The following is a 21,454-nucleotide window of genomic DNA, read 5'->3' on the forward strand; positions in this document are numbered from 1 at the left end:
GATATGCTCGCGGGCATGGCTGGGGACAAGGTACGCGCATTGACGTTCGGCGAGGTCGCTGAAGAGTACGACCGAGTGCGGCCAGGCTATCCAGCAGAGCTGTTCGAGGACGTCCTCGAATACTCCTCGCCGGCCACGGCACTGGAGATCGGGGCCGGCACCGGCAAGGCGACCCGCGTGTTCGCGTCCCGCGGCCTGCACGTCATCGCCCTGGAACCGGACCCCGGCATGGCCCTCGTGCTGCGACAGCACGTGGCTGAGCTGCCGGTGACGATCGCCATGGGTTCGCTGGAGTCGTACGAGCCGGAGAAGCCGGTCGATCTCGTTTACAGCGCGCAGGCGTTCCATTGGACGGACCCGGAGACCCGTTGGACCCGCACCGCGGCGGCCCTGCGCCCCGGCGGCTCACTGGCGCTCTTCTGGAACATCGAGAGGCTGACCGACTCAGAGCTACGCCGGCAGGCCGAGACGATCCTGAGCGAGTACGAGTTGAGGTCGCCCGGCGAGTGGCCTGAGTCGGACCAGCCGGAGCCACACGCGGAGATGGTGGAGCTGTCCGAGTTCAGCGAGCTCAGGCAGGAGATCTACCGGTGGGAGCGCACCCTGGCGACGGCTGACTACCTGGCGCACCTGGGCACCCAGTCGGCGTACCTGATGCTGGAGGACGAGGAGCGCGACGAACTGCTCGACCGCTTGCGCGCAGTACTGCCTGAGCCGGTCACCCTGGAGATGGCGACCATCCTGTACCTCGCCAAGCGGGTCTAGTCGAGGAGGGCGTCGACGAACTGTTCGGCGTCGAAGGGGGCCAGGTCGTCGGCACCTTCGCCGAGGCCGACCAGCTTGACCGGGACACCGAGCTCACGCTGGACGGCGATCACGATGCCGCCCTTCGCCGTACCGTCCAGCTTGGTCAGCACCAGGCCGGTCACGTTGATCACCTCGGCGAACACCCGCGCCTGGGTCAGCCCGTTCTGCCCGGTGGTGGCGTCGATGACGAGCAGCACCTCGTCCACCTCGGCGGTCTTCTCGATCACCCGCTTGACCTTGCCCAGCTCGTCCATCAGGCCGGTCTTGGTGTGCAGGCGACCGGCAGTGTCGATCAGGACGACGTCGGCGTGCTCCTCGATGCCTTGCTTGACCGCGTCGAACGCGATGCTGGCCGGGTCGCCGCCCTCGGGTCCACGGACCGTACGGGCGCCTACGCGCTCGCCCCAGGTCTGCAGCTGGTCGGCGGCCGCTGCGCGGAACGTGTCAGCTGCGCCTAGTACGACGTGCTTGTCCTCGGCGATCAGCACGCGGGCGAGCCGGCCGACCGTGGTGGTCTTGCCGGTGCCGTTGACGCCGACCATCAGGACGACGGCAGGCTGGTCGTCCGTGCGGTCGACCTTCAGCGAGCGGTCGAGGGTCGGGTCGACGAGCGCGATCAGCTCCTCGCGCAGGATCGTCCGCGCCTGGTCGGCGGTGACGCCCTCGACGCGGACCCGGGTGCGCAGCTTCTCGACCAGCTCCTGGGTCGGTGCGACGCCGACGTCGGCGGTGATCAGGGTGGTCTCGATGTCCTCCCACGCCTCGTCGTCCAGCTTGTCGCGGGACAGCAGCGCGAGCAGGCCCTTGCCCAGCGAGCCCTGGGACCGGGCCAGCCGCGCACGGAGCCGGACGAGCCGGCCCTGCGCTGACTCGGGCTTCTCCAGCGTCCCGGTCGCTGCCCCGGTGGTGGGCTCAGGCAGCTCGGTGTCTTCCAGCGTGCGGGTCGGCGTGTCCCGTGGCTCCTCGGCGTCGTCACCGACCTTGGGCTCGGTCAGCTCCGGGGCCGGCTGTGCGGCGGGCAGTTCCGCCTTCCGGCGCCTGGAGACGACCAGACCGGCCGTACCGGCGACCAGGACGACGGCGATCACGGCGATGATCGCGATCAGGGCTTGGTCGGTGAGCAGGGTGACTAGCTGAGGGGTCGACACGATCACCCATCTTCGCAGACGCACGGACCGATCACGGGAGCGCCAGCACAGGTTGCGTTGCGTGAGGAGCCAGTTCCGGACGGTGGGTCAGCAAGATGACGGTCCGTCGGCCTGCTGCGGCGTACAGGTCGTGGAGCAGTCTGCGGGCCGTCTCCTCGTCCAGGTGCTCGGTGGGCTCGTCCAGGACCAGTACGTCGTGGTTGGCGAGCATCAGCCGGGCGAAGGCGAGTCGCTGTCGCTCGCCGCCGGACAGTCTCGCCCCGTGCTCTCCGACCATGGTGTCGAGGCCGTCGGGGAGGCTGGAGACGAATTCGCCCAGGCGGGCTTGGTAGAGGGCCCGCCAGAGTCGGAGGTCGCTGGCGCCGGGTTGGGCGAGCAGGAGGTTCTCGCGGATGCTCGTGTCGAACACGTGGCTCTCCTGGGTCAGGAGGCCGATCGTCTCCCGCACGTCGTCGCCTCTGAGGTCGGTGAGGCTGACACCGCCCAGTGCTACCTCACCTTTGGTGGGCTCGAGGAAGCGGAGCAGTACGGAGGCCAGGGTGCTCTTGCCGGAGCCACTCGGGCCGGTCACCACTACTCGGCTCCCGGCGGCGACGGTTAGCGCGACGTCTCGTAGTACGGGGTGGTCGTCGTAGCCGGCGTCCAGGTGGCTGATGACGAGGTCGCGGCCCACCGGTAGCTCGGAAGGAGAGCTGGGCTCCGTGACCGGGGTAGGGGTGTTGAGGAGGTCCTGCACTCTCACCAGCGAGGCCTTGACCCGAGTAGCGATCTGGGCCGTCGCCGGGATGCCGCCAAGCGCGTCCGCAAGAGCCAGTGGAGTCAGTACAAGCACCGCGAACACCGGCCCCGAGATGTCGGCCCGGCTGCCCAGTACCAGTCCCGCAATGCTCGCCCCGCCGACACACAGCACCAGCAACGCATTCCCCAGCCCCGCACTCCAAGCGGACCGCCGCTCCGCCGCCGCAAGCCGCGCATCCGCCGCCTCGAACTCGGCCAGTACTACCTCAGTCGCGTTGAAAGCCACCACGTCCGCAGCCGTCAGCAACGTCTCAGTCGCCCCAGCCGCAACCTCTCCCCTGTCCGCCGCGATCGCCTGCTCAGCCCGCCGAGCACTACGAGCCGTCACCCAAGGCACCACCAGGCATGCAACCGCCACAGCAACACCCACCGCCGCCCCCGCCACCGGCAGCAACACCACCAACAACCCCACCGTCACCGCAGCGGTCACCGCCGCCACCAACACCGGCAACACCACCCGCAACCACAGGTCCAGCACCGCATCCACATCAAGCACCAACCGAGCCAGCAAGTCCCCCCGACGTACAGCCCCAAGCCCAGCCGGCGCCACCTCCTCCAACCGCCCAGTCATCCGAGCCCGGGTAACCCCCAACACCCGATAGGCCGCATCGTGCGCCGCCAACCGCTCCACATACCGAAAGAAACCCCGCCCCACCCCAAACGCCCGCACAGCCACAATCGCCACCAGCAACACCAGCACCGGAGGCTGAGCCGCCGCCTCCGTAATCAACCACGCAGAGGTAGCCAACAACCCCACAGCCGCCCCAGAAGCCAACACCCCAGCCCCCACAGCCAACCCAAGCCGCCACCGAGCCCCCCGCTCGGGCTTCACCAACCCCACCAAGCTCACTCCCCCACCACCCCGCCACATCCGCTCCGCCAGGCCGCTCATCCCGCCACCCCCGCACGTGATCTGAGGCTCGGCCGAAGGCCGAGCGAGGTCTGGCCTACCTCGACCACCCGATCGGCGGCAGCGAGGAGGGCTGGTCTGTGAGCGACCAGTAGGACTGTGCGACCTGAGCGGCGCAGATGGCTGACTACCTCCGCCTCAGCTTCGGCGTCCAGCCCTGCGGTGGGCTCATCCAGCAACAGGACTGGGGCTTCTGTGACGAGCGCTCTGGCGAGGGCTACCCGGCGGCGCTGGCCGCCCGAGAGTAGTTGGCCGGATTCGCCTACCTGTTGGGTTGGAGCCAGTTCGGCGGCACCTGCGTCGGCTAGTGCGCGTAGTACGTCAGCATCTGTGGCGTCGGGGTGGCCTAGGCGGATGTTGTCGGCGATGGTGCCGGTGCGGAGACCAGGTCGCTGCGGCACCCAAGCGAACTGGCGACGCCAGTGCTCGGGGGTGAACTCGTCGGCGGCGCTACCACCCGCGATGACCATCCCGCGCTCGGGTAGTACGAAGCCAAGCACCGCGGCAAGGACAGTCGACTTGCCGGCGCCACTTGGGCCGGCCAGAGCGACCACCTCGCCTGGCCAGAGGTCCAGGTCGAAGCCATCCAGAGCAGGTTCGTCTCGTCCCGGATACCGCACGGTGACGTCGTGCAGGTGCAGTGGAGTCACCCGCAAGTCCGGTACGTCGGTACGCTCGCCCCTCTCCGGCAGCGGCGTCTCCAGCACCCGGAACACCTCTTCGCTCGCCGCCACCCCATCCGCGCTCGCATGGAAGTGCGCACCCACCTGCCGCAAAGGCAGGTAGGCCTCCGGCGCCAGGATCAGCACCAGCAACGCCGTCTCCAGCCCGAGCTTCCCGTCGATCAGCCGCAGCCCGACACCGACCGCGACGAGCGCCACCGAGATGCTCGCGAGCAGTTCCAGTACGAACGACGACAGGAACGCCAGCCGCAGACTCTTCATCGACGCCACCCGATGCCGGTCCGTCACCTCCCGGACTGCCCGCACCTGCCCCTTCGCCCGCCCGAACAGCTTCAGCGTCGGCAACCCGGCGACAACGTCAGAGAAGTGATGAGCCAATACGGCGAGCGCATGCTGCCGCCGACGACTATGCGCCTGCGTAGCCCACCCAACCAACGCCATGAACACCGGAATGAGCGGCAACGTCACCACCACCGTCCCGGCCGCGATCAGGTCGCCAGTAGCCATCCACCCGACCACTCCGGCCGGCACCGTCGCGGCAAGCACCAACTGCGGGAGGTAGCGCGCGAAGTACGGATCCAGATCGTCCAGACCCTTGGTGAGCAAGGTGGTCAGCGCGCTGCTCCGCTCACCGCTCAACCAAGCCGGCCCCAGCTTCAGCGAGTGTTCCAGCACCTGCCGCCGCAGCGTCGACTTCACCGCAGCCGCCGCCCGCTGAGCCACCACCTCCTGCACCCACACCAGCACCGCCCGGGCGACCACCACCCCCACCAACAACCACGCAACCCGCCCGACCCCGTCGCCCCGCAGCACCACTCCCGCGATCGCATGAGCCAACAACACCGCCTGCACCACGATGAAGAAGCCGGTAGCCACCCCGATTACCACCGACCCGACCAAGAACACCCGAGCAGCCTTGGCCCGCCGCAACAACCGCGGATCCAACGGCTTCACGACACCACGACCGGCTCGACCGTGACCCGCTTCTTGAACACCCAGTAGGTCCACCCCTGATACAGCATCACCAACGGCAGGAAGATCGCCGCGATCACCGTCAAAACCTTCAACGTGTACGGCGTAGAACTGGCATTCGTCACCGTCAGACTCCACGCCGGATCAAGCGTCGAGGGCATCACGTTCGGGAACAAAGCCACGAAGAGTGAAACAACCCCCAAGGCCACGGCGACGGCTGTCCCCAGGAAGGCCCATCCCTCCCGCGCGAGCCGGTTGGCAACCAAGCCGGCGACCAGAGCGGCGGCTGCCAGCGCAGCGACCACCACCGACGCCCCGGTGCCGTACTGCAAATGCGCCCAAGCCAGGAAGCCCACCACCAACACCGCCGCCGCCAGCCCCGTCGCCGCTGCAAACCGGTTCGCGCGCTCTCGTAGGTCGCCGGTGGTTTTCAGGGACAGGAAGATCGCGCCGTGGGCTACGAAGAGGGCGGTGAAGGCCACGCCGCCTAGTAGGGCGAAGGGGTTGAGGAGCGTGCCCAGGTTGCCGACGAACTCGTGGGAGGCGTCCAGGGGCAGGCCCCGGACGAGGTTCGCGAACGCGATGCCCCACAGCAGCGGCAGCACCAACGAGCTGACCGCGATGATCGTGTCCATCCGGCTTCGCCACACCAAGTCGTCTCGTTTGCCGCGGTACTCCAACGCGACCCCGCGCAGGATGAGAGCGACCAGGATGAAGAACAGCGGTAGGTAGAAGGCGCTGAAGAGGGTCGCGTACCACTCGGGGAACGCCGCGAACGTCATCGCGCCGGCGACGATCAGCCAGACCTCGTTGCCGTCCCAGACCGGCCCGATCGTGGTGATCACCGCGCGCCGCTCCGGCTCGTCGCGGCCGAGCACCCGCAACAGGATGCCCACCCCGAAGTCGAAGCCCTCGAGGACGAAGTACCCGATCCAGAGACCCGCGATGACGAGGAACCAGAGCGTCGTGAGTTCCATGAAGACCAACCCCTAGTACGCGAAGGAGAGCGGTTTGGCGGCATCGTCCGGCGCATCATCGGGTGGATCACCCGGCAGCGGCGACGCACCGGCCAGCCCGGCCCGGATCGACTTGAGCATCAGCTTCACCTCGACCACAGCCAGTACGCCGTACAGCGCGGTGAACCCGATCAGCGAGATCAGCACCTCCGACATCGTCGTCCCCGGCGACACCCCGGCCGATGTCGGCAGCAACCCGAACACCAGCCATGGCTGCCGGCCCGTCTCGGTGAACACCCACCCGAAGACATTCGCCAGCAACGGCAGCAGTGGCAACGGCACCGCCAGCCAGAGCAGCAGCCGATGCGGCGCCCGGCCCTTCCGAGTTGCCCAGAGCAACAAGACGGCCAGCCCGGCCGCGGTCATCCCGACCCCGATCATCAGCCGGAAGGTCCAGTACGTGAGCGGCACGTTCGGCTTGTACGAGCCCGGCCCGTACAGCTTCTCGTAGGACTCCTGCAGATTGTTGATGCCCTTGACCTCACCGTCGAAGTGCCCGGTGGCGAGGAAGGAGAGCAGATACGGAACCTTGACCGAGTAAATTTCGCGAGAGCCATCCAAAGTTCCCACGGTAAAGATCGAGAACGAGGCAGGTTTCTCCGACTCGTAGAGCGCCTCGGCCGCGGCCATCTTCATCGGCTGCACCTCGGTCATCACCTTGCCCTGCTGGTCACCACTCAGAGCGACCCCGGCGCCGGCCACGATCAGCATCACGGCACCGAGCCGCAGCGCAGTACGGAAGGCACCGGTATCGACGCCAGGCCGGCGGATCAGGTGCCACAGCGCCACCGCCGCGACGAACGCGCCGCCGACCATGAAGGCCGCGAAGATCGTGTGCGGGTAGGTGACGAGCACGACCTTGTTGGTCAGCACCGCCCCGATGTCGGTCAGCTCGGCGCGGCCGCGCTCGGCGTTGTACCGGAAGCCGACCGGGTTCTGCATCCACGAGTTGGCGGCCAGGATGAAGTACGCCGACAACTGGGTGCCGAGCACCACCATCCAGATGCAGGCCAGGTGTACCTTCTTCGGCAGCCGGTCCCAGCCGAAGATCCACAACCCGATGAAGGTCGACTCGAGGAAGAACGCGAGCAGCCCCTCGAGCGCCAGCGGCGCCCCGAAGACGTCGCCGACGAACCGCGAGTAGTCGCTCCAGTTCATCCCGAACTGGAACTCCTGGACCAGCCCGGTGACGACCCCCATCGCGATGTTGATCAGGAACAACTTGCCGTAGAACTTGGTCAGCCGCAGGTACTTCTCCTTGCCGGTCCGGTACCACGCGGTCTGCAGGCCGGCCGTGACGGCGACCAGGGACAGCGTCACCGGGACGAAGAAGAAGTGGTAGACAGTGGTGATCGCGAACTGCCAGCGAGCCAGGTCGAGCGTGTCCATCGGAGCCCTCCCGGGCGATCTACGACGTTACGTAGTAGATGCTAGCGCAGATCTACTACAACGCGTAGTTATACTGGCCACATGTCCGCCGACGACAAGGCTCCCCGCCCCCTTGGAGACCTCGAGCGGCGGGTGATGGAGCAGCTCTGGGCCGCCGACGGCGCGCTCACCGTGCGCGAGGTGCACGAACGGCTGTCACGGACCCGTGAGCTCGCCTACACCACCGTGATGACCGTGCTGGACCGGCTGGCGAAGAAGCGGCTGACCGAGCGCGAGCGCGACGGCAAGGCCTGGCGCTACAAGGCGGCCGCACCCCGGGAGGAACTGGCCGCCGACCTCATGCGAGATGCACTCGACCGGGCGGGCGACCGGCGCGAGGCCCTGGTCCGGTTCGTCGGACAGGTCAGTGATGAGGAGGCAGCGCTGCTTCGGGACGCGCTGGCCCGGCTGGAGGAGCGGGAGGGGTGACTGCCCCGTTCGTGCTTGCGGCGCTGGCCCTGGTACTGACCGGGCCGGTCCCGGCGTTCATGGCGCGCGCCGGTTGGCCATACCGGATCCCCCGGGCTGCAGTCGTCCTCTGGCAGGCGATCGCGCTGGCTGCAGTACTGGCTGCCTTCGGGGCTGGGATCGCACTGTCGTACTCGACGGCGGGCGAGCCTGGTGAACCGCGGTTCGACCCGTCGTCCCCACGAGACCTCGCTGCGGCCCTGGTACTCGCTCTAACGGCCCTGGTCGGCATCCGGCTGCTCTGGGCGATCGGACGCGTCGCTGTCGGCACCAGAGCGCGCAGGAAGCGTCACCGCGACCTGGTCGACGTACTGGCGACACCGGACGGGCTCATCCCGGGCCTGCGGGTCCTGGCCGAAGAGACGCCACTGGCCTACTGCCTGCCGGCCCTACGAGGCGCCCGGGTCGTCGTATCGGTCGGCGCGCTCGACAGGCTCGACGACGGTGAGTTGCGGGCGGTACTGGCCCACGAGCAAGCGCACCTGCGGGCGCGACACGACCTGGTACTCGAGGCCTTCACCGCACTCCACATGGCGTTCCCCCGCTTCGTCCGGAGCGACGTAGCCCTGGACCAGGCACGCACGCTGGTCGAGTTACTCGCAGACGACGACGCCCGCCGCCGCAACGGCCCCCTGCCGCTCGCCCGGGCACTGGTCGCTCTAGCGGGCTCCCCAGCACCAGAGGCCGGCCTAGCCGCCGCCAAGTCGTCGACCGTGCTCAGGGTGCAGCGACTGGCCGACCCAGCGCCGAACGCGACCCTGCTGTCGGTCGCCGCCTACACCGCGGCCGCACTCCTACTGGTTGTCCCCACCTTCACCGTCGCAGCACCGATCGTGAAGGCCGTCGTCCACGCAGTCAGCTAGCTGCGTACCGAAGCAGGACACCGTTGATCGCCCACGGCACAGCCTCGATCAGCTCCAGCGAGAACTGCCCACTGGGGAACACGCTCTTACCGCCGCCGAGCACCACAGGGCAGACCCGCAACTGGACCTCATCGACGAGTCCGGCCGTCAGCAAGCTGTGGAAGAGCGAGATGCTCCCCCACAACACGATGTCCTTCCCCTCCTCCGCCTTCAGCGCAGTGACGGCGGCCACGGCATCGGCGACGACCTCACCCGGCTCCCACTCGCCCCAAGGGGCGCTCGAGAGGGTCGACGAGGCGACCACCTTGCGCAGCCCGTTCAGCCGCGGTGCGAGCCGATCTGTTGCCGTCGGCCAGTAATCGACGAAGATCCGGTAGGTGGTCGCACCGAGCAGCATGGTGTCGACGCTCTCGAGCAGCGCCAGGTTGTCATCGTCGGTCTGGCCGGTGACGGTGGAGAAGAAGTCGAGCGAGTCGTCCGGCCCGGCGGCGTACCCGTCGAGCGTGACGAATTCCTGAAAGATGAGCCGTCTCATCAGGCCAATCTAGAGGCCGATCTTCTTACCTTCACCTCGGGCGACCGCCAGCAGGACGAGTCCTGACAGGACCAGCAGGATGACCATGGTGAAAACGAACGTCAGCACTGAGCTACTTCTCCCCGTTGTGTTGCGATTCCCGAACCCTCACACCAGGTGGACGTCCCCACCCGCCGAGAAGTTCCCCGAAACCCTTACTGACTTCGTCAATTCGCCACTGCAGAGTTCCAGGCGTCACGACGAGCTCGACCCAAGACCATCCCGGTACGTCGGCCGCCCGCCACGTATACGACAACGACTCCCGAGTCGCCTCCATCCGCAGCACTGCCGCCAGCTCCATCTCCGCAGCCGGCCGCGGCGCATAGACCCGGAACGAGTTCGTGTGCGGCGGCTCTGGAAACACCCGGAATCCCGTTCCCTGCAAGGCCTCCGCCAACTCGACAGCCCTCTGGTGGAGGTCACCCATCTGCGGCAGCACCGTCCGCAGACCCTCGCGCGCGGACACGGCGTACGGGAAGAGCGTGTAGACGTTCCCACCGAGCCGGCGCTGCCAGCGGCGTACCTCTGCGATCACATCCTCGGGCCCGGCGAGCGCTGCTCCGCTCAAGCCACCCAGTCCCTTGTAGAAGGAGACATAGACGGTAGTGGCGAGTGCAGCGACCTCTGCCAGGCTGTGCTCGAGGTACGGCGTGCTCTCCCAGAGGCGAGCTCCATCCAGGTGCAGTGGCACGCCACGCTCCGAGCAAGCCGCAGCGAACACCACCAGCTCGTCCCAGGTCGGCAGTACGAACCCACCGTCGCGCAGCGGCAGCTCCACCGTCACAGCAGCCAGCTTCCCCGGGATGGCGGCCAGCTCATCCGGCCGAGGCTGCCGCGGCTCGGACGTCATCCGCTCCATCCGGAGCTGGTGCACCTCCTCCAGCGCGTTCAACTCATGCAGCAGCAGATGGGACAACCCATGTACTGCGATACGCCGCGTCCCCGCCCGATCCGCGAACACCCGGAGCACGCTCTGCTGGGCGAGGATCCCACTCGGCAGGAAGACCGCAGCCGGCTTGCCGAGCAGCTCAGCAACCTCCTGCTCGAGCAACTCGACCTCGCCGCCGGTGCCGTACCCGTCCCGCTCATCCGAGGTCGCCACGTCCGCCAGCCCCCGCAGCGCGTCGGCGGGCGGGACCCGGCGGCCCGACAGCCAACGGGTGCACTCGGCGGCCGCTGCCTTGCGCCGCGCCTGGAGATCCTCGGATGCATCGGTGGTCACGTAGTTCACGCTATCCATCCTCCCGGACGAGGCAACCGAATTCAGACCGGTGTGGTGGCTACGTGCTCGCCCTGGACGGTCTTGATCTCCACCGACTTCACCTGGTCGATCGGCACCAGCACGCCACCGCCGAAGCGGCTGCCTTCCTTGGCTGCCTTCTCCGAGATGACCCAGCTGCCGGCCACGTAGGTCTTGCCCGCCTTGTCGGTGACGAGCATCTCGCACTGGTCACCGGCCTTCAGGTTCGTCAGGTTGACGTTGATCCAGCTCCAGCCGGCCCGCGGCTCGACAGTGGTCGCCATCTTCACCTTGGTGGCCGCATCGGTCACAGTGACCTGCTTGGAGCCGGCAGGCGTAGTACCGGCGACATCGTCGGTGTCTGCCGTCTGGCGCCCGATCAGTACGCCGCCACCCAGCGCTCCGGCCACCACTACGACCGCAGCGGCGACCAGTAGCCACGGACCCCGCTTGCGTGACCCACCAGCAGCATGCTCAGCGACGTGATGCCCAGGAGCTTCAGAGGCCTCGGAGGCGCGCACCTGGCGCAGCGTGCGCTGCAGCAGCAGGTCGCCGTCCTCCGGCGGGCCGTCCAGGAAAGCCTCAGGCGGTACCTCGCCGAGGAACTCCTTCATCTCCTCGAACCCGGCCAGCTCGTCGCGCGCCTCGGCACAGCCGGCCAGGTGCTCGTCGACCTCGCGGATCTCGTCCGGCTCCAGCCCGCCCAGCACGTAGGCGCCGAGCTGCGAGTGATCGTGCTCGCTCATCGGGCCACCTCCGCTTCCGGTCCTGCCATCACCGCGCGCAGTGCTCGGAGGGCGTAATACGATCTCGATTTCACGGTACCCGGCGGTACGCCCAGTTCCTTCGCGGCCTCCGTCACAGACCGGCCGCGGTAGTACAGCTGGACCAGTACTTCGCGATGTTCCGGCGACACCTGGTCGAGGGCGTCCATCACCACCATGGTGTTCACCACCGACTCGGAGTGATCACCCTCCACCGGCGGCCGGTCCTCGACCTCGGCCACCTCGGCGGGCCGCACAGCCCGAGCCCTGGCCCGATCGGTGACCAGGTTGCGCGCCACTGTCAGCAGCCAGCCCCGCACCGACCCCTTGCCGTCCAGCAGGTCGTCAGCGTGCTTCCACGCCCGGACCAGAGTCTCCTGTACGACGTCCTCCGCGGCTGCCCGATCACCGGTCAGCCGGGTCGCGTAAGCCAGCAGGCTGCGGCCGTGTTCGGCGTACAGCGTGCGGATCAGCGCCTCGGCCGTCTCCGGACGGCGGTCCGTGTCGCCCACCGCTGTCCTCCCGGCCTCGATCGACTTGGTCGATCGTACGATAGGGGATCGCGCCGCAGGACCCCATGCGGGGCCCTGCAGTACGCAGCAGTCGGCGGTGGCCATCGTGGTGGAGGTCAGTAGCCGTAGCCCGCGCCGGAGTCCGACGAGGCCTGCGTGGTGATCTTCTTGCCGTCCGCGCCGACGACCCACCAGGTACCACCGAAGGCCTGGCCCTTGGCCTCTCCGGCCTTGGAATCCTTGGCGTACTCGTACACCGGGTGCCCTGCTAGCGTGACCTGCTTGCTGCCATCGCTGCGCGCTACGGTCCCGACCAGGGAGGCGTCCACGCCGTCGACCTGCGGAGTACCGGACCCGGCCAGCACCGGCGGCCACAGCGCCGCGCAGCCGCCGTCGCAGTTCGACTTCGACGGGTCGGCGGTGTCGTTGTCGAACACGTACAGCGTCCGGCCGGTGCCGTCGACGACGACCTTGCCGAAGTCGGCGACGTCGGCGGTGGCCAGCTTGGCCGCCGCGCCTGCACTGGACGCGTTGTTCGGAGCCGCCGCGGGCTTGTCGTAGCCGCCACCGCACGCGGTGAGGGCGGACAGTCCGAGGACCGTCGTTCCGACGACGATGGCAAAGCGCTTCATGATCCTGCTCCCTTGGATTGTGTGTCTGTTCGACACCATCCACACGGACAGGTGCGCCAACCGGTTCAGCCGGAAAGCCTGGTTATCTTTACGTTATGAGCACTCAGGAGAACCTGCCGGCCGCTGTCCGGCGCGTACTGGCCGCGGTCGACGCCCTCGACGCGGACGCCTTCGTCGCGGCCTTCGCACCGGACGGATTCGTCGACGACTGGGGCCGGCAGTTCCGCGGCCCGGAGCGGATCCGGTCCTGGAGCGACGGCGAGTTCATCGGCAAGTTCGTCACCTTCACCGGCACGGAGGTGTCCACGCCCGGAAACCCGGTCACCGTCGCCACCCAAGTAGGTGGCGACGGCTTCAACGGGCCCTCACACTTCACTTTCGACGTACAGGACGATCAGATCGCGTCGATGACGATCACGGCTTGAAGACGATCTTCCCGGTACGACCGCCCCGCCGGTGGTGGTCGAGTGCCTTGCGGTACTCGGCCACCGGGTAGCTCGCCTCGACCTCGGCGCGGAGCACGCCCTGGGCAACCAGTTCGGCGAGCTCCCCGTACGTCGAGGCGATCTGTTCCGGCGTGGAGTTCTGCAGCCAGTTGACGATCCAGATCCCCCGCAACCTCAGTTGCCGGTAGAGCGAGTCGCGCCGCCCGACCGGTACCGGCTGGCCGGTGACGGACGAGTAGCTGACCACGGTGCCCTCGAACTCCAGCGCCGATCCCAGCGCGCCGACGGTCGCGTCGCCGGCCCCGTCGAGTACCAGCTTGAGCTGCTGCCCACCGAGCTCGGCCTTGATCCGCTCCGCCAGGTCGTTGCCATCGACAACTACCAGGCCGGCGCCCTGGCGGCGGAGCCGATCGGCCGCCTCTTCGCTCCGTACCACGCTGAGCACCTTCAGGTCCGCCCGCTTGGCCAGGGCGAGCGCGTACTGTCCGACGGCCGAGCTGCCCAGGTTCTGCCCGATCCAGTCGCCCGGCTGGAGGTCGACGTACTCGGTGAGCATGAGATGCGCGGTCAACGGATTGATGGCGACCATCGCGAGTTGCTCCGGATCGCCCTCATCGGTCACCGGTACTACGTTCCGCGAGGCCACCACCACCTGGTCGGCCCAGGTCCCCTGCTCGTAGTTCGGCAGGATGACCACCCGGCGGCCGACCAGTGCCTGGTCGACCGACGCCCCCGCGGCGGTCACCCGGCCGACACCCTCGGTGCCGAGCGCGAACGGCGGCTTGGCCTGGAACCCATAGGTGCCGGCGGCAATCATCAGGTCGACCGGGTTGATCACCGCGGCCTCGATCGCGACCAGCACCTGATCGGCGCCGACGGTCAGGTCAGGATCGGTGACGAGCGTGATGTCCTTGTCGATGTCACCGATCGCGTTCAGAATCAACTGGCTCATAGCTGTTCCCCTCTAGGATTTTGTCAACGTTTGAGGTCGAGGACCATCCGGAAGCGGGCAGCGCCGGACATCATCCGGGCGTACGCCTCCGCGGCGTCCTCGATCCCGACCGGCTCGACCATCGGCCGGACGTCGTGGGCGAGGCTGAACGCGAGGTTCTCCTCGTTCTCGAGCGGGGTGCCGGTCAGCGACCCCTCGATGCTCTTGTTGCCGAACAGCAATTGGACGGTGGGCACCTCGATCGGGTCCGGCGCGGCGCCGACGACGATCAACCGGCCGCCCCGGGCGAGTCCGTCGAGCAGCGGTGACATCGACGCGCCGCTGGAGGCGGTCGGGATGATCACCTTGGCGCCGCCGAGCGCTTGCAGGGCCGCGGCTTGGTCGACGGCGGTGCTGTCGATGTACTCGGTCGCGCCGAGCTTCAGCGCCAATTCACGCTTGTCCTCGCCCCGCGCGACGGCGACGACGCGGAGGCCGAGCTTGGCGGCGTACTGGATGGCCAGGTGGCCGAGTCCGCCGATGCCCTGGACGGCGACCAGATCGCCGGGCCAGAGGCTCGCCTTGCGCAGCGCGTTGTAGACGGTGATACCGGCGCACAACAGCGGAGCGGCCTCCACGGCGTCGAACTCCTCCGGTACTGCGACCAGCCCGGTCGCCCGAGTCGTCACGTACTCCGCATAGCCGCCGTCGATCGAGTCGCCGAGGATCGCCTGGTCGGTGCAGTAGACGAACTCACCCCGCCGGCAGGACTCGCAGACGCCGCAGTGGCCGCCGAAATACCCGACGCCGACCCGCTGGCCGACGGTCCAGCTGGTGACGCCGGCGCCGAGGGCGTCGACCCGGCCGACCACCTCGTGGCCGGGGATGATCGGCGTACCGGCCTCGTGGTGGTGGTAGAGGTTCTCGACCCCGACGACGTCGCTGTGGCAGATGCCGCAGGCCTCGACGGCGATCCGGACCTGGCCCGGTCCCGGGTCGGTCAGCTCACGCTCGACCAGGCTGAAGACGCCCTCGGTGGCGTGCACCGCGCGGTAGGTGGTCATGATCCTTGCTCCTAAGACGGTCGGTCATCTTGGACTGGTCAAAAGAGAACCCCTCGGCGGTCGAGGGGTTCGGCGTCAGCCCTTGAACAGGCTGCCGAAGGTGATGCCGAAGAAGCTCTCGAAAGGCTCTGCCGACTTGAAAGCACGCGCCTGGATCAGCGTCCCCTCCCAGGCGCTCAGCAAGTAGCGCGCCGTTTGATCCGCATTGAGCTCCCGAGGAATGCCGCCGGCCTCCTGCCCCTCGGCGATCGCCCCTGCGAGCAGCCCACTCCAGCGCTCCAACCCGGCCCGTACGCCGGCCCGGATCGGCTCACTGTGGTCGACGATCTCGGCCCCGAAGTTGCCCAGCAGGCACCCACGGGTGATCCCGGAGCTGATCATGTCATCCCGCATGCCCTCGAAATGCGCACGAATCCGCGCCACCGGCTCGACCGAGCTGTCGGCCAGCTCCGTCAGCCGGCCCCCATTCCCGTACCGCTCCAGCGCCACGATCGCCAGCGCTTCCTTGCTCTCGAAGTGGTTGTAGAACGACCCCTTCGGAACCCCAGCCCGATCCGTGATGTCCTTCACCGCCGCCGCGTTGAACCCCCGCTCATGAAACTGAGCCAGGGCCGCCTCGACGATCTCTTCCCGCATACTCCGCCGCGCCATGCCACCAATATGACCGCCCGTCTTAACCATGTCAAGCGGGTACCACCACGATGCTGACGCAGCCCAGCGATCAGATCGCCACGACGGTCAACACGTCCTCGAGACCCCTTGAAGCCCTTGGCGTTGCGCGTGTACAGCGGCAACCCTCTGGTCGAAGCGATGGCGCCGATCATCAGATCCATCCGCCGCGGCCGCGGGTCTCGCCCGGCCGAGATCGCCAATGCAACCAGCGTGCCGTAACGGGCAGCACTCCGGGAGACGATTGGCGTCCAACAAGCCGAGATCGATAAATGCGAGGTGTCCAGCACGCCTGTGTCCAGCGAATCAGTCACGGTCGCGCATCCAAGGGTCACCTGCCGGATCGTCGCCGACCCGGTCGTCGCCGCCGAAGAACTCGTCGGCCTCCTGGCGTAGCAGCCCGGAGTCCACCCGCGGCAACCGCCGATGCCGTGCGACCAACTCTTCGGCGGTCAGCCGTCGCCGCGCGAGACACGCGGCGCTACGCGGGCTCGGCTTCCCGGATCCGCTGGGAGATCACTGCGGAGACGCCGTCGCCTCGCATGGTGACGCCGTAGAGGGCGTCGGCTACCTCCATGGTGCGCTTCTGGTGGGTGATGACCAGGAGCTGGCTGTTCTCGCGGAGCTCTTCGTAGATCTCCAGGAGGCGGCCGAGGTTGGTGTCGTCGAGGGCTGCTTCGACCTCGTCGAGGATGTAGAAGGGCGAGGGGCGGGCCTTGAAGAGGGCGACCAGGAAGGCGACCGCGACCAGGGAGCGCTCACCACCGGACAGCAGCGAGAGGCGCTTGACCTTCTTGCCGGGTGGGCGGGCCTCGACGTCGATACCGGTGTTGAGCATGTCGTCGGGGTCGGTCAGCACGAGCCGGCCCTCACCGCCGGGGAACAGCCGGCTGAAGACGTGTTCGAAGGCGACCTCGACGTCGCGGTAGGCCTCGGTGAAGACCTGCTCGACCCGGTCGTCGACCTCCTTGACGATGTCCATCAGGTCGCGGCGGGACTTCTTCAGGTCCTCGAGCTGCTCGGCGAGGAAGCGGTGCCGCTCCTCCATCGCGTCGAACTCCTCCAGCGCGAGCGGGTTGATCCGCCCCAGCTGGCCGAGCGCGCGCTCCGCCGTCTTGAGCCGCTTCTGCACCTTGGCCCGGTCGAACGGCTCACCCTCGAGCTCGAGGGTGTTCTCGTCGCCGTCCTTCACCAGCGGCGGTACCAGCTGGTCCGGCCCGTACTCCGCGACCAGCGCCTCCACCTCGGTGCCCAGCTCGCTCAGCGCCTTCTCGTACAGGGCCTCCAAGCGCATCTTCTGCTCGGCCCGGGCCAGCGCGTCGCGGTGGACGGTGTTGGTGAGCTGCTCAAGCTCACTGCTCAGGTTGCGAGTCGCGGACCGAGCCTGGGCCAGCGCAGTCTCCCGCTCGGCCCGTTGAGCCTGGATGGCCGACCGCTCGGTCGCCGCAAGCTTCAGTGAGTTCTCCAGGCGGGCCAGTACGTGACCAGCGGCCAAGTGGACCGCCTGCGCGGCCTGGGACTGCCGGGCCCGCCGGGTCGCCCTGGCGATCGCCCGAGCCCGGGCCTCGCGCTCCTGGCGAGCCGCACGCTCCAGTGAGTCGGCCCGGCCGGACAGGGCCCGCGCACGCTCCTCAGTAGTCCGCAGTGCGAGCCGTGCTTCCATCTCGGCCGCACGGCCGGCCTTCGCCGCTTCGGCAAGCCGGTCACGCTCGGTCGGGTCGGGCTCGTCGCCGTCTTCGTCGCCGTACTGCTCGACGTCGCTGAGTCGCTTCTCCAGGTCGGCGAGGCCGGACAGGTTCTTGTCCCGCTCCTCCGCCGCCGCAGCGATCGCCTCAGCCATCCGCTGGGCCTCACCGCGGGATGCCTTCGCCAGCGACCCGAACTGGGCCAGCTGCTCGGCCACCGCGGCCATCGACGCGTCCGACTCGTGCAGCCGGGCCAGCGCGATCTCGACGGACTCCTTCTGGCTCCCCCGCTCGCGCTCCATCGCGGCCAGCTCGAACCGCAGCCGCTCGCTCCGGGCAGTCGCCTCGGTCAGCTTCTCGGCCGCCTCGTCGACGGCCGACTGCACCTCGATCAGGCTCGGCGCCGCGTCAGACCCGCCGTACGCGAAGTGCGCACCCAGTACGTCACCCGCGCGGGTGGCGGTCGTGACGTCGGGCAGATGCTGCACCAGCGAGCGCGCAGCCGGTACGTCCTCGACGACAGCCACCTTGCGGAGCAGGCGGCGGAGTGCCGGGCGCAATGTCTCGGGGCAGTCGACCACATCGACTGCGTACGTCGCGCCGTACGGCAGCGAGGGCCAGCTGGAGTAGTCGTCGGCCGGGGCGTCTCCGAGGAGCAGCCCGGCGCGGCCGAGGTCGTGCTCCTTGAGGTGCCCAACAGCGTTCAGCGCGGCCTGCGTGTGGGTCACCGCGACGGCGTCGGCCGCCTCGCCCAGCGCCGCGGCGATAGCGGTCTCGTAGCCGGGTCGCACGCTCAGCAGTGCCGCCACGGAGCCCATCAGGCCGGTGATCTGCTCGGAGGCGGCCAGCAAAGCGCCGGCGCCGTCCTTGCGGTTGAGGCCCATCTCCAGGGCGTCCTTGCGGGCGGTCAGCCCGGCGCGCTCCCGCTCGGCGTCGCGCTCCTCGGCGCGGAGCTTGGTGAGGCGCTCGTCCAGCTCGTCCAGGACGCTCTGGGCCGCCTCGTACTCCTCGTCCAGACCGCGCTCACCGGCGTCAAGACCGGCGACCTGGGTCTCCAGGGCGGTGAAGTCGTGCTGCGCCTTGGCAGCCCGCGCCTCGGCCTCGCGCTGGTTGGTGGCGAGCCGGCCGATCTCGGACTCGGCTGCGGCCGCGCGGCTCTTCAGCGCGTTCACCTGGCCGGTCAGCCGGGCCAGGCCCTCGCGGCGGTCAGCGGCAGCCCGGATCAGCGCCGCGATCCGGCGCTCCTCCTCCGCGTGCTGTGCCTCCAGCTGCTGCCGGTGCTCGATCGCCTGCTGCAACAGCTCGGAATGCGCCTCGACCTCGGCCTCGATCTGCGCCTCGGTCTCGCGGACCCGGGCCGCTTCCAGCTCGAGCTCTTCGGGGTCGCGCCCGCTGCGGGACTCCTCGGCCTCGTCGTTGAGCGAGCGGATCCGGTCGGCGGCGATCCGGGCGGTGCCCTTGATCTTCTCGCCGAAGCCGGACAGCGAGTACCAGGTGTCCTGGGCGGCCTGCAGGGCCGGCGCGTCGGTACGCAGCGCGTCCTCCAGCTCGGCTTCCATCTCCCGCGCCTCGCGCAGGGCAGCCTCGATCTGGGAACGCTTCTCGGTCAGTGCCGCCTCGTCCTTCAGCTCCGCCTCGAGCGCGGACTGGGCCTGCACGATGTCGTCGGCGAGCAGCCGGGAGCGGCCGTCACGGACCTCGGCCTGGATCGTCACCGCCCGCCGCGCCACCTCCGCCTGACGCCCGAGCGGCTTCAGCTGGCGACGGATCTCGGCGATCAGGTCGCCGAGGCGGTGCACGTTGCCCTCGGTCGACTCCAGCTTGCGGAGCGCCTTCTCCTTGCGCTTGCGGTGCTTCAGGACGCCGGCGGCCTCCTCGACGAAGCCGCGGCGGCCCTCAGGGGTGGCACGCAGGATCGAGTCGAGCTGGCCCTGGCCGACGATGACGTGCATCTCGCGGCCGATACCGGAGTCGCTGAGCAGTTCCTGGACGTCCAGCAGGCGGCAGTTCTGGCCGTTGATCTGGTAGTCCGAGCCGCCGTTGCGGAACATCGTCCGCGAGATGGTGACCTCGGTGTAGTCGATCGGCAGCGCGCCGTCGGTGTTGTCGATGGTCAGCACCACCTCGGCGCGGCCCAGCGGGGCACGGCCCGAGGTGCCGGCGAAGATGACGTCCTCCATCTTGCCGCCACGCAGCGACTTGACGCCCTGCTCACCCATCACCCAGGCGAGACCGTCGACGACGTTGGACTTGCCGGAACCGTTGGGCCCGACGATGCAGGTGATCCCCGGTTCGAAGTTCATCGTCGTGGCCGACGCGAACGACTTGAAGCCTCGGAGCGTCATGCTCTTGAGGTACAAAGCGATTGCTCCCAACCCGTGAAAGGACAGACGATACCGAAAGGAACCGTCATAACCGCAATCGCGCCACTTGACGCCCTGTGACGCTGCCGCTACCGGGGGAAGTAGTTCCAGTAATCACTGTACCTACAGGACACATGAAACCGGCGGAGGCCCGGACGGGGGCCGCCGCCGTGTGTGGTGCGGTCGGTAAGGGTGGTGCGGCTTCGGTAGGTCAGACCGAAGCAGGCTCGCGCAGAGCCTCGTCTACCGTGAGCAGACGCCCGTCGTGTACGGCTGCGACCAGGTGGTCGTTCTCAGCCTGCAGGCGCATCACGTGCGCCTCCAGATCGGCGACACGCCGGTTGAGCAGACGTACCTGCTCGAGCATGCGCGGGTCAGTGCCTCCAAGGTGCCCTAAAAGAGCCTTGGCCATTGTGCTGTCCTCCGGAAGGGTTCTGGCAGTGGGCGCCCCTGGGGTCCGCGGAGCGCAGAATTGTGTGCCGTCTTTCAGGGTGACACCGGGATCGGGTTGGGTCAACCTGGGCTACTGGAATTAACCATTTCCCGCTCACCACCGGGCGTGTCGCGGTACCGGCTGGCACTTCGGGCAGCGGAAGGAGGAACGGTTCATGAACGGTTCGCGACGGATCGGCCGGCCGTCGCGGGGGCACGGCGAATCCTCTTGGCCGTAGACCGCGAGACCCCGCTCGAAATAGCCGGATTCCCCGTTCACGTTGACATACAGGGCATCGAAGCTGGTCCCGCCGACGGCCAGCGCCTCCCCCATCACCGCCTTGGCGTGACCGAGGATTTCCCTTGCCTGCAAGGGTTTCATCGTCTCGGTCGCCTTGGCGTAATGCAGCTTCGCGCGCCACAAAGCCTCGTCCGCATAGATATTCCCGATCCCGCTGACCAGCGTCTGGTCGAGCAACGCCCGTTTCAAACCGGTCTTCTTCCGGCGCAGCGAGCTGACGAAAAGGGCTTCGTCGAACAAAGGATCGAACGGGTCCCGGGCGATGTGCGCGATCTCCGCGGGCAGTTCGGCGCCGCCCTCGGAGTAGGACAGACCACCGAACATCCGCTGGTCCAGAAAACGGACCTCTCCGCCGTCGTCGGCGAACCGGAAACGGATCCGCAGGTGCTTCTCGTCCGGCGCCCCGACCGGCTGCACCCGGAACTGCCCGCTCATCCCCAGGTGCGCCAGGACGGCGTCCCCGGACTCCAGCGGGAGCCACAGGTACTTCCCGCGCCTGGCCGGGGTCGCGAACGTCTGCCCCTTGAGCAGGGCGGCGAAATCGTCCGGCCCGGCGAGATGCCGCCGTACCGGCCTCGGATGCAGTACTTCGACGGCGTCGATCGTTCGCCCGGCGGTGAAATCCGCGAGTCCGCGGCGAACGACCTCTACCTCCGGAAGCTCAGGCACCGGTGTCCTGCCTTGGGGAGTCGTGCGATGGCTCCGGTGTCCGGGTGGGTGCATCGCAAGGCGGAGGAAGTCCTCGATG

20 protein-coding genes are annotated in these 21,454 nt (G+C 68.3%); 4 read left to right on the forward strand and 16 right to left on the reverse strand.

The annotated features are described in order from the left end of the window. Window positions 1-15: 15 nt before the first annotated feature. Window positions 16-765 carry a class I SAM-dependent methyltransferase gene (locus ABD116_RS00290; RefSeq protein WP_343963472.1) on the forward strand — a complete coding sequence of 250 codons (750 nt, stop codon included), beginning with the start codon at window positions 16-18 and terminating at the stop codon, window positions 763-765. Here ABD116_RS00290 and ftsY read toward each other — a convergent pair. The 5 genes from ftsY to ABD116_RS00315 are packed head-to-tail and all read right to left on the reverse strand — an operon-like array spanning window position 762 to window position 7,723. Then, complete coding sequence (gene ftsY / locus ABD116_RS00295) at window positions 762-1,955, reverse strand: signal recognition particle-docking protein FtsY (protein ID WP_343963476.1); 1,194 nt, start codon at window positions 1,953-1,955, stop codon at window positions 762-764. The two genes, ABD116_RS00290 and ftsY, sit on opposite strands and share 4 nt — an antisense overlap. A gap of 31 nt (window positions 1,956-1,986) precedes the next feature. Then, window positions 1,987-3,645: a thiol reductant ABC exporter subunit CydC gene (gene cydC, locus ABD116_RS00300; protein WP_343963479.1), complete on the reverse strand. Its 1,659-nt coding sequence runs from the start codon at window positions 3,643-3,645 to the stop codon at window positions 1,987-1,989. Then, window positions 3,642-5,300: a thiol reductant ABC exporter subunit CydD gene (gene cydD / locus ABD116_RS00305; protein ID WP_343963481.1), complete on the reverse strand. Its 1,659-nt coding sequence runs from the start codon at window positions 5,298-5,300 to the stop codon at window positions 3,642-3,644. Before cydD ends, cydC begins: the two co-directional genes overlap by 4 nt. Beyond that, window positions 5,297-6,295 carry a cytochrome d ubiquinol oxidase subunit II gene (gene cydB, locus ABD116_RS00310; RefSeq protein WP_343963483.1) on the reverse strand — a complete coding sequence of 333 codons (999 nt, stop codon included), beginning with the start codon at window positions 6,293-6,295 and terminating at the stop codon, window positions 5,297-5,299. Before cydB ends, cydD begins: the two co-directional genes overlap by 4 nt. Before the next feature lie 12 nt (window positions 6,296-6,307). Further along, entirely contained in the window at window positions 6,308-7,723 is a 1,416-nt protein-coding gene (locus tag ABD116_RS00315; protein WP_343963485.1) for a cytochrome ubiquinol oxidase subunit I, read from the reverse strand. Window positions 7,724-7,804: 81 nt separating this feature from the next. On the opposite strand from ABD116_RS00315, the gene ABD116_RS00320 reads away from it, so the two are divergent. Continuing rightward, a complete protein-coding gene (locus ABD116_RS00320; protein WP_343963487.1) occupies window positions 7,805-8,191 on the forward strand; it encodes a BlaI/MecI/CopY family transcriptional regulator in 387 nt (128 codons plus the stop codon). Beyond that, window positions 8,188-9,093, forward strand: coding sequence for a M56 family metallopeptidase (locus tag ABD116_RS00325; RefSeq protein ID WP_343963489.1), 906 nt, complete (start codon window positions 8,188-8,190; stop codon window positions 9,091-9,093). The genes ABD116_RS00320 and ABD116_RS00325 overlap by 4 nt, the downstream gene beginning before the upstream one ends. On the opposite strand, the gene ABD116_RS00330 is transcribed toward ABD116_RS00325, so the two are convergent. The 5 genes from ABD116_RS00330 to ABD116_RS00350 all read right to left on the reverse strand — a co-directional run bounded on the left by ABD116_RS00330 (window position 9,086) and on the right by ABD116_RS00350 (window position 12,815). Further along, window positions 9,086-9,628: a dihydrofolate reductase family protein gene (locus ABD116_RS00330; protein ID WP_343963491.1), complete on the reverse strand. Its 543-nt coding sequence runs from the start codon at window positions 9,626-9,628 to the stop codon at window positions 9,086-9,088. The genes ABD116_RS00325 and ABD116_RS00330 overlap by 8 nt on opposite strands. A gap of 112 nt (window positions 9,629-9,740) precedes the next feature. Then, the gene (locus ABD116_RS00335) at window positions 9,741-10,889 is read right to left on the reverse strand and encodes a threonine aldolase family protein (protein ID WP_343963493.1); all 1,149 of its coding nucleotides are present in this window, start codon (window positions 10,887-10,889) and stop codon (window positions 9,741-9,743) included. 41 nt (window positions 10,890-10,930) lie between these two features. Then, window positions 10,931-11,653 (reverse strand): anti-sigma factor family protein, encoded by a 723-nt coding sequence (locus ABD116_RS00340; protein WP_343963495.1) that lies wholly within the window; start codon window positions 11,651-11,653, stop codon window positions 10,931-10,933. Continuing rightward, entirely contained in the window at window positions 11,650-12,183 is a 534-nt protein-coding gene (locus ABD116_RS00345; RefSeq protein ID WP_343963497.1) for a sigma-70 family RNA polymerase sigma factor, read from the reverse strand. The genes ABD116_RS00340 and ABD116_RS00345 overlap by 4 nt, the downstream gene beginning before the upstream one ends. Window positions 12,184-12,299: 116 nt before the next feature. Further along, the gene (locus ABD116_RS00350) at window positions 12,300-12,815 is read right to left on the reverse strand and encodes a COG4315 family predicted lipoprotein (RefSeq protein ID WP_343963499.1); all 516 of its coding nucleotides are present in this window, start codon (window positions 12,813-12,815) and stop codon (window positions 12,300-12,302) included. 95 nt (window positions 12,816-12,910) lie between these two features. On the opposite strand from ABD116_RS00350, the gene ABD116_RS00355 reads away from it, so the two are divergent. Next, window positions 12,911-13,240, forward strand: a complete 330-nt coding sequence (locus ABD116_RS00355; protein WP_343963501.1) for a nuclear transport factor 2 family protein — start codon at window positions 12,911-12,913, stop codon at window positions 13,238-13,240. Here ABD116_RS00355 and ABD116_RS00360 read toward each other — a convergent pair. From ABD116_RS00360 to mutM, 6 genes are all read right to left on the reverse strand, one after another. Further along, window positions 13,230-14,213 carry a zinc-dependent alcohol dehydrogenase family protein gene (locus ABD116_RS00360; protein ID WP_343963503.1) on the reverse strand — a complete coding sequence of 328 codons (984 nt, stop codon included), beginning with the start codon at window positions 14,211-14,213 and terminating at the stop codon, window positions 13,230-13,232. The genes ABD116_RS00355 and ABD116_RS00360 overlap by 11 nt on opposite strands. Before the next feature lie 23 nt (window positions 14,214-14,236). After that, window positions 14,237-15,256 carry a zinc-binding dehydrogenase gene (locus tag ABD116_RS00365; protein WP_343963505.1) on the reverse strand — a complete coding sequence of 340 codons (1,020 nt, stop codon included), beginning with the start codon at window positions 15,254-15,256 and terminating at the stop codon, window positions 14,237-14,239. A 75-nt stretch (window positions 15,257-15,331) separates the two neighbouring features. Next, a complete protein-coding gene (locus ABD116_RS00370) occupies window positions 15,332-15,907 on the reverse strand; it encodes a TetR/AcrR family transcriptional regulator (RefSeq protein ID WP_343963508.1) in 576 nt (191 codons plus the stop codon). A gap of 499 nt (window positions 15,908-16,406) precedes the next feature. Next, complete coding sequence (gene smc / locus ABD116_RS00375) at window positions 16,407-19,955, reverse strand: chromosome segregation protein SMC (RefSeq protein ID WP_425552028.1); 3,549 nt, start codon at window positions 19,953-19,955, stop codon at window positions 16,407-16,409. 229 nt (window positions 19,956-20,184) lie between these two features. Further along, window positions 20,185-20,340: a hypothetical protein gene (locus ABD116_RS00380; RefSeq protein WP_328326390.1), complete on the reverse strand. Its 156-nt coding sequence runs from the start codon at window positions 20,338-20,340 to the stop codon at window positions 20,185-20,187. Window positions 20,341-20,520: 180 nt separating this feature from the next. Then, window positions 20,521-21,375 carry a bifunctional DNA-formamidopyrimidine glycosylase/DNA-(apurinic or apyrimidinic site) lyase gene (mutM, locus tag ABD116_RS00385; RefSeq protein ID WP_343963515.1) on the reverse strand — a complete coding sequence of 285 codons (855 nt, stop codon included), beginning with the start codon at window positions 21,373-21,375 and terminating at the stop codon, window positions 20,521-20,523. Window positions 21,376-21,454 lie beyond the last annotated feature (79 nt).

The organism is Kribbella koreensis (assembly GCF_039525325.1).
Classification (GTDB): Bacteria; Actinomycetota; Actinomycetes; order Propionibacteriales; family Kribbellaceae; genus Kribbella; species Kribbella koreensis.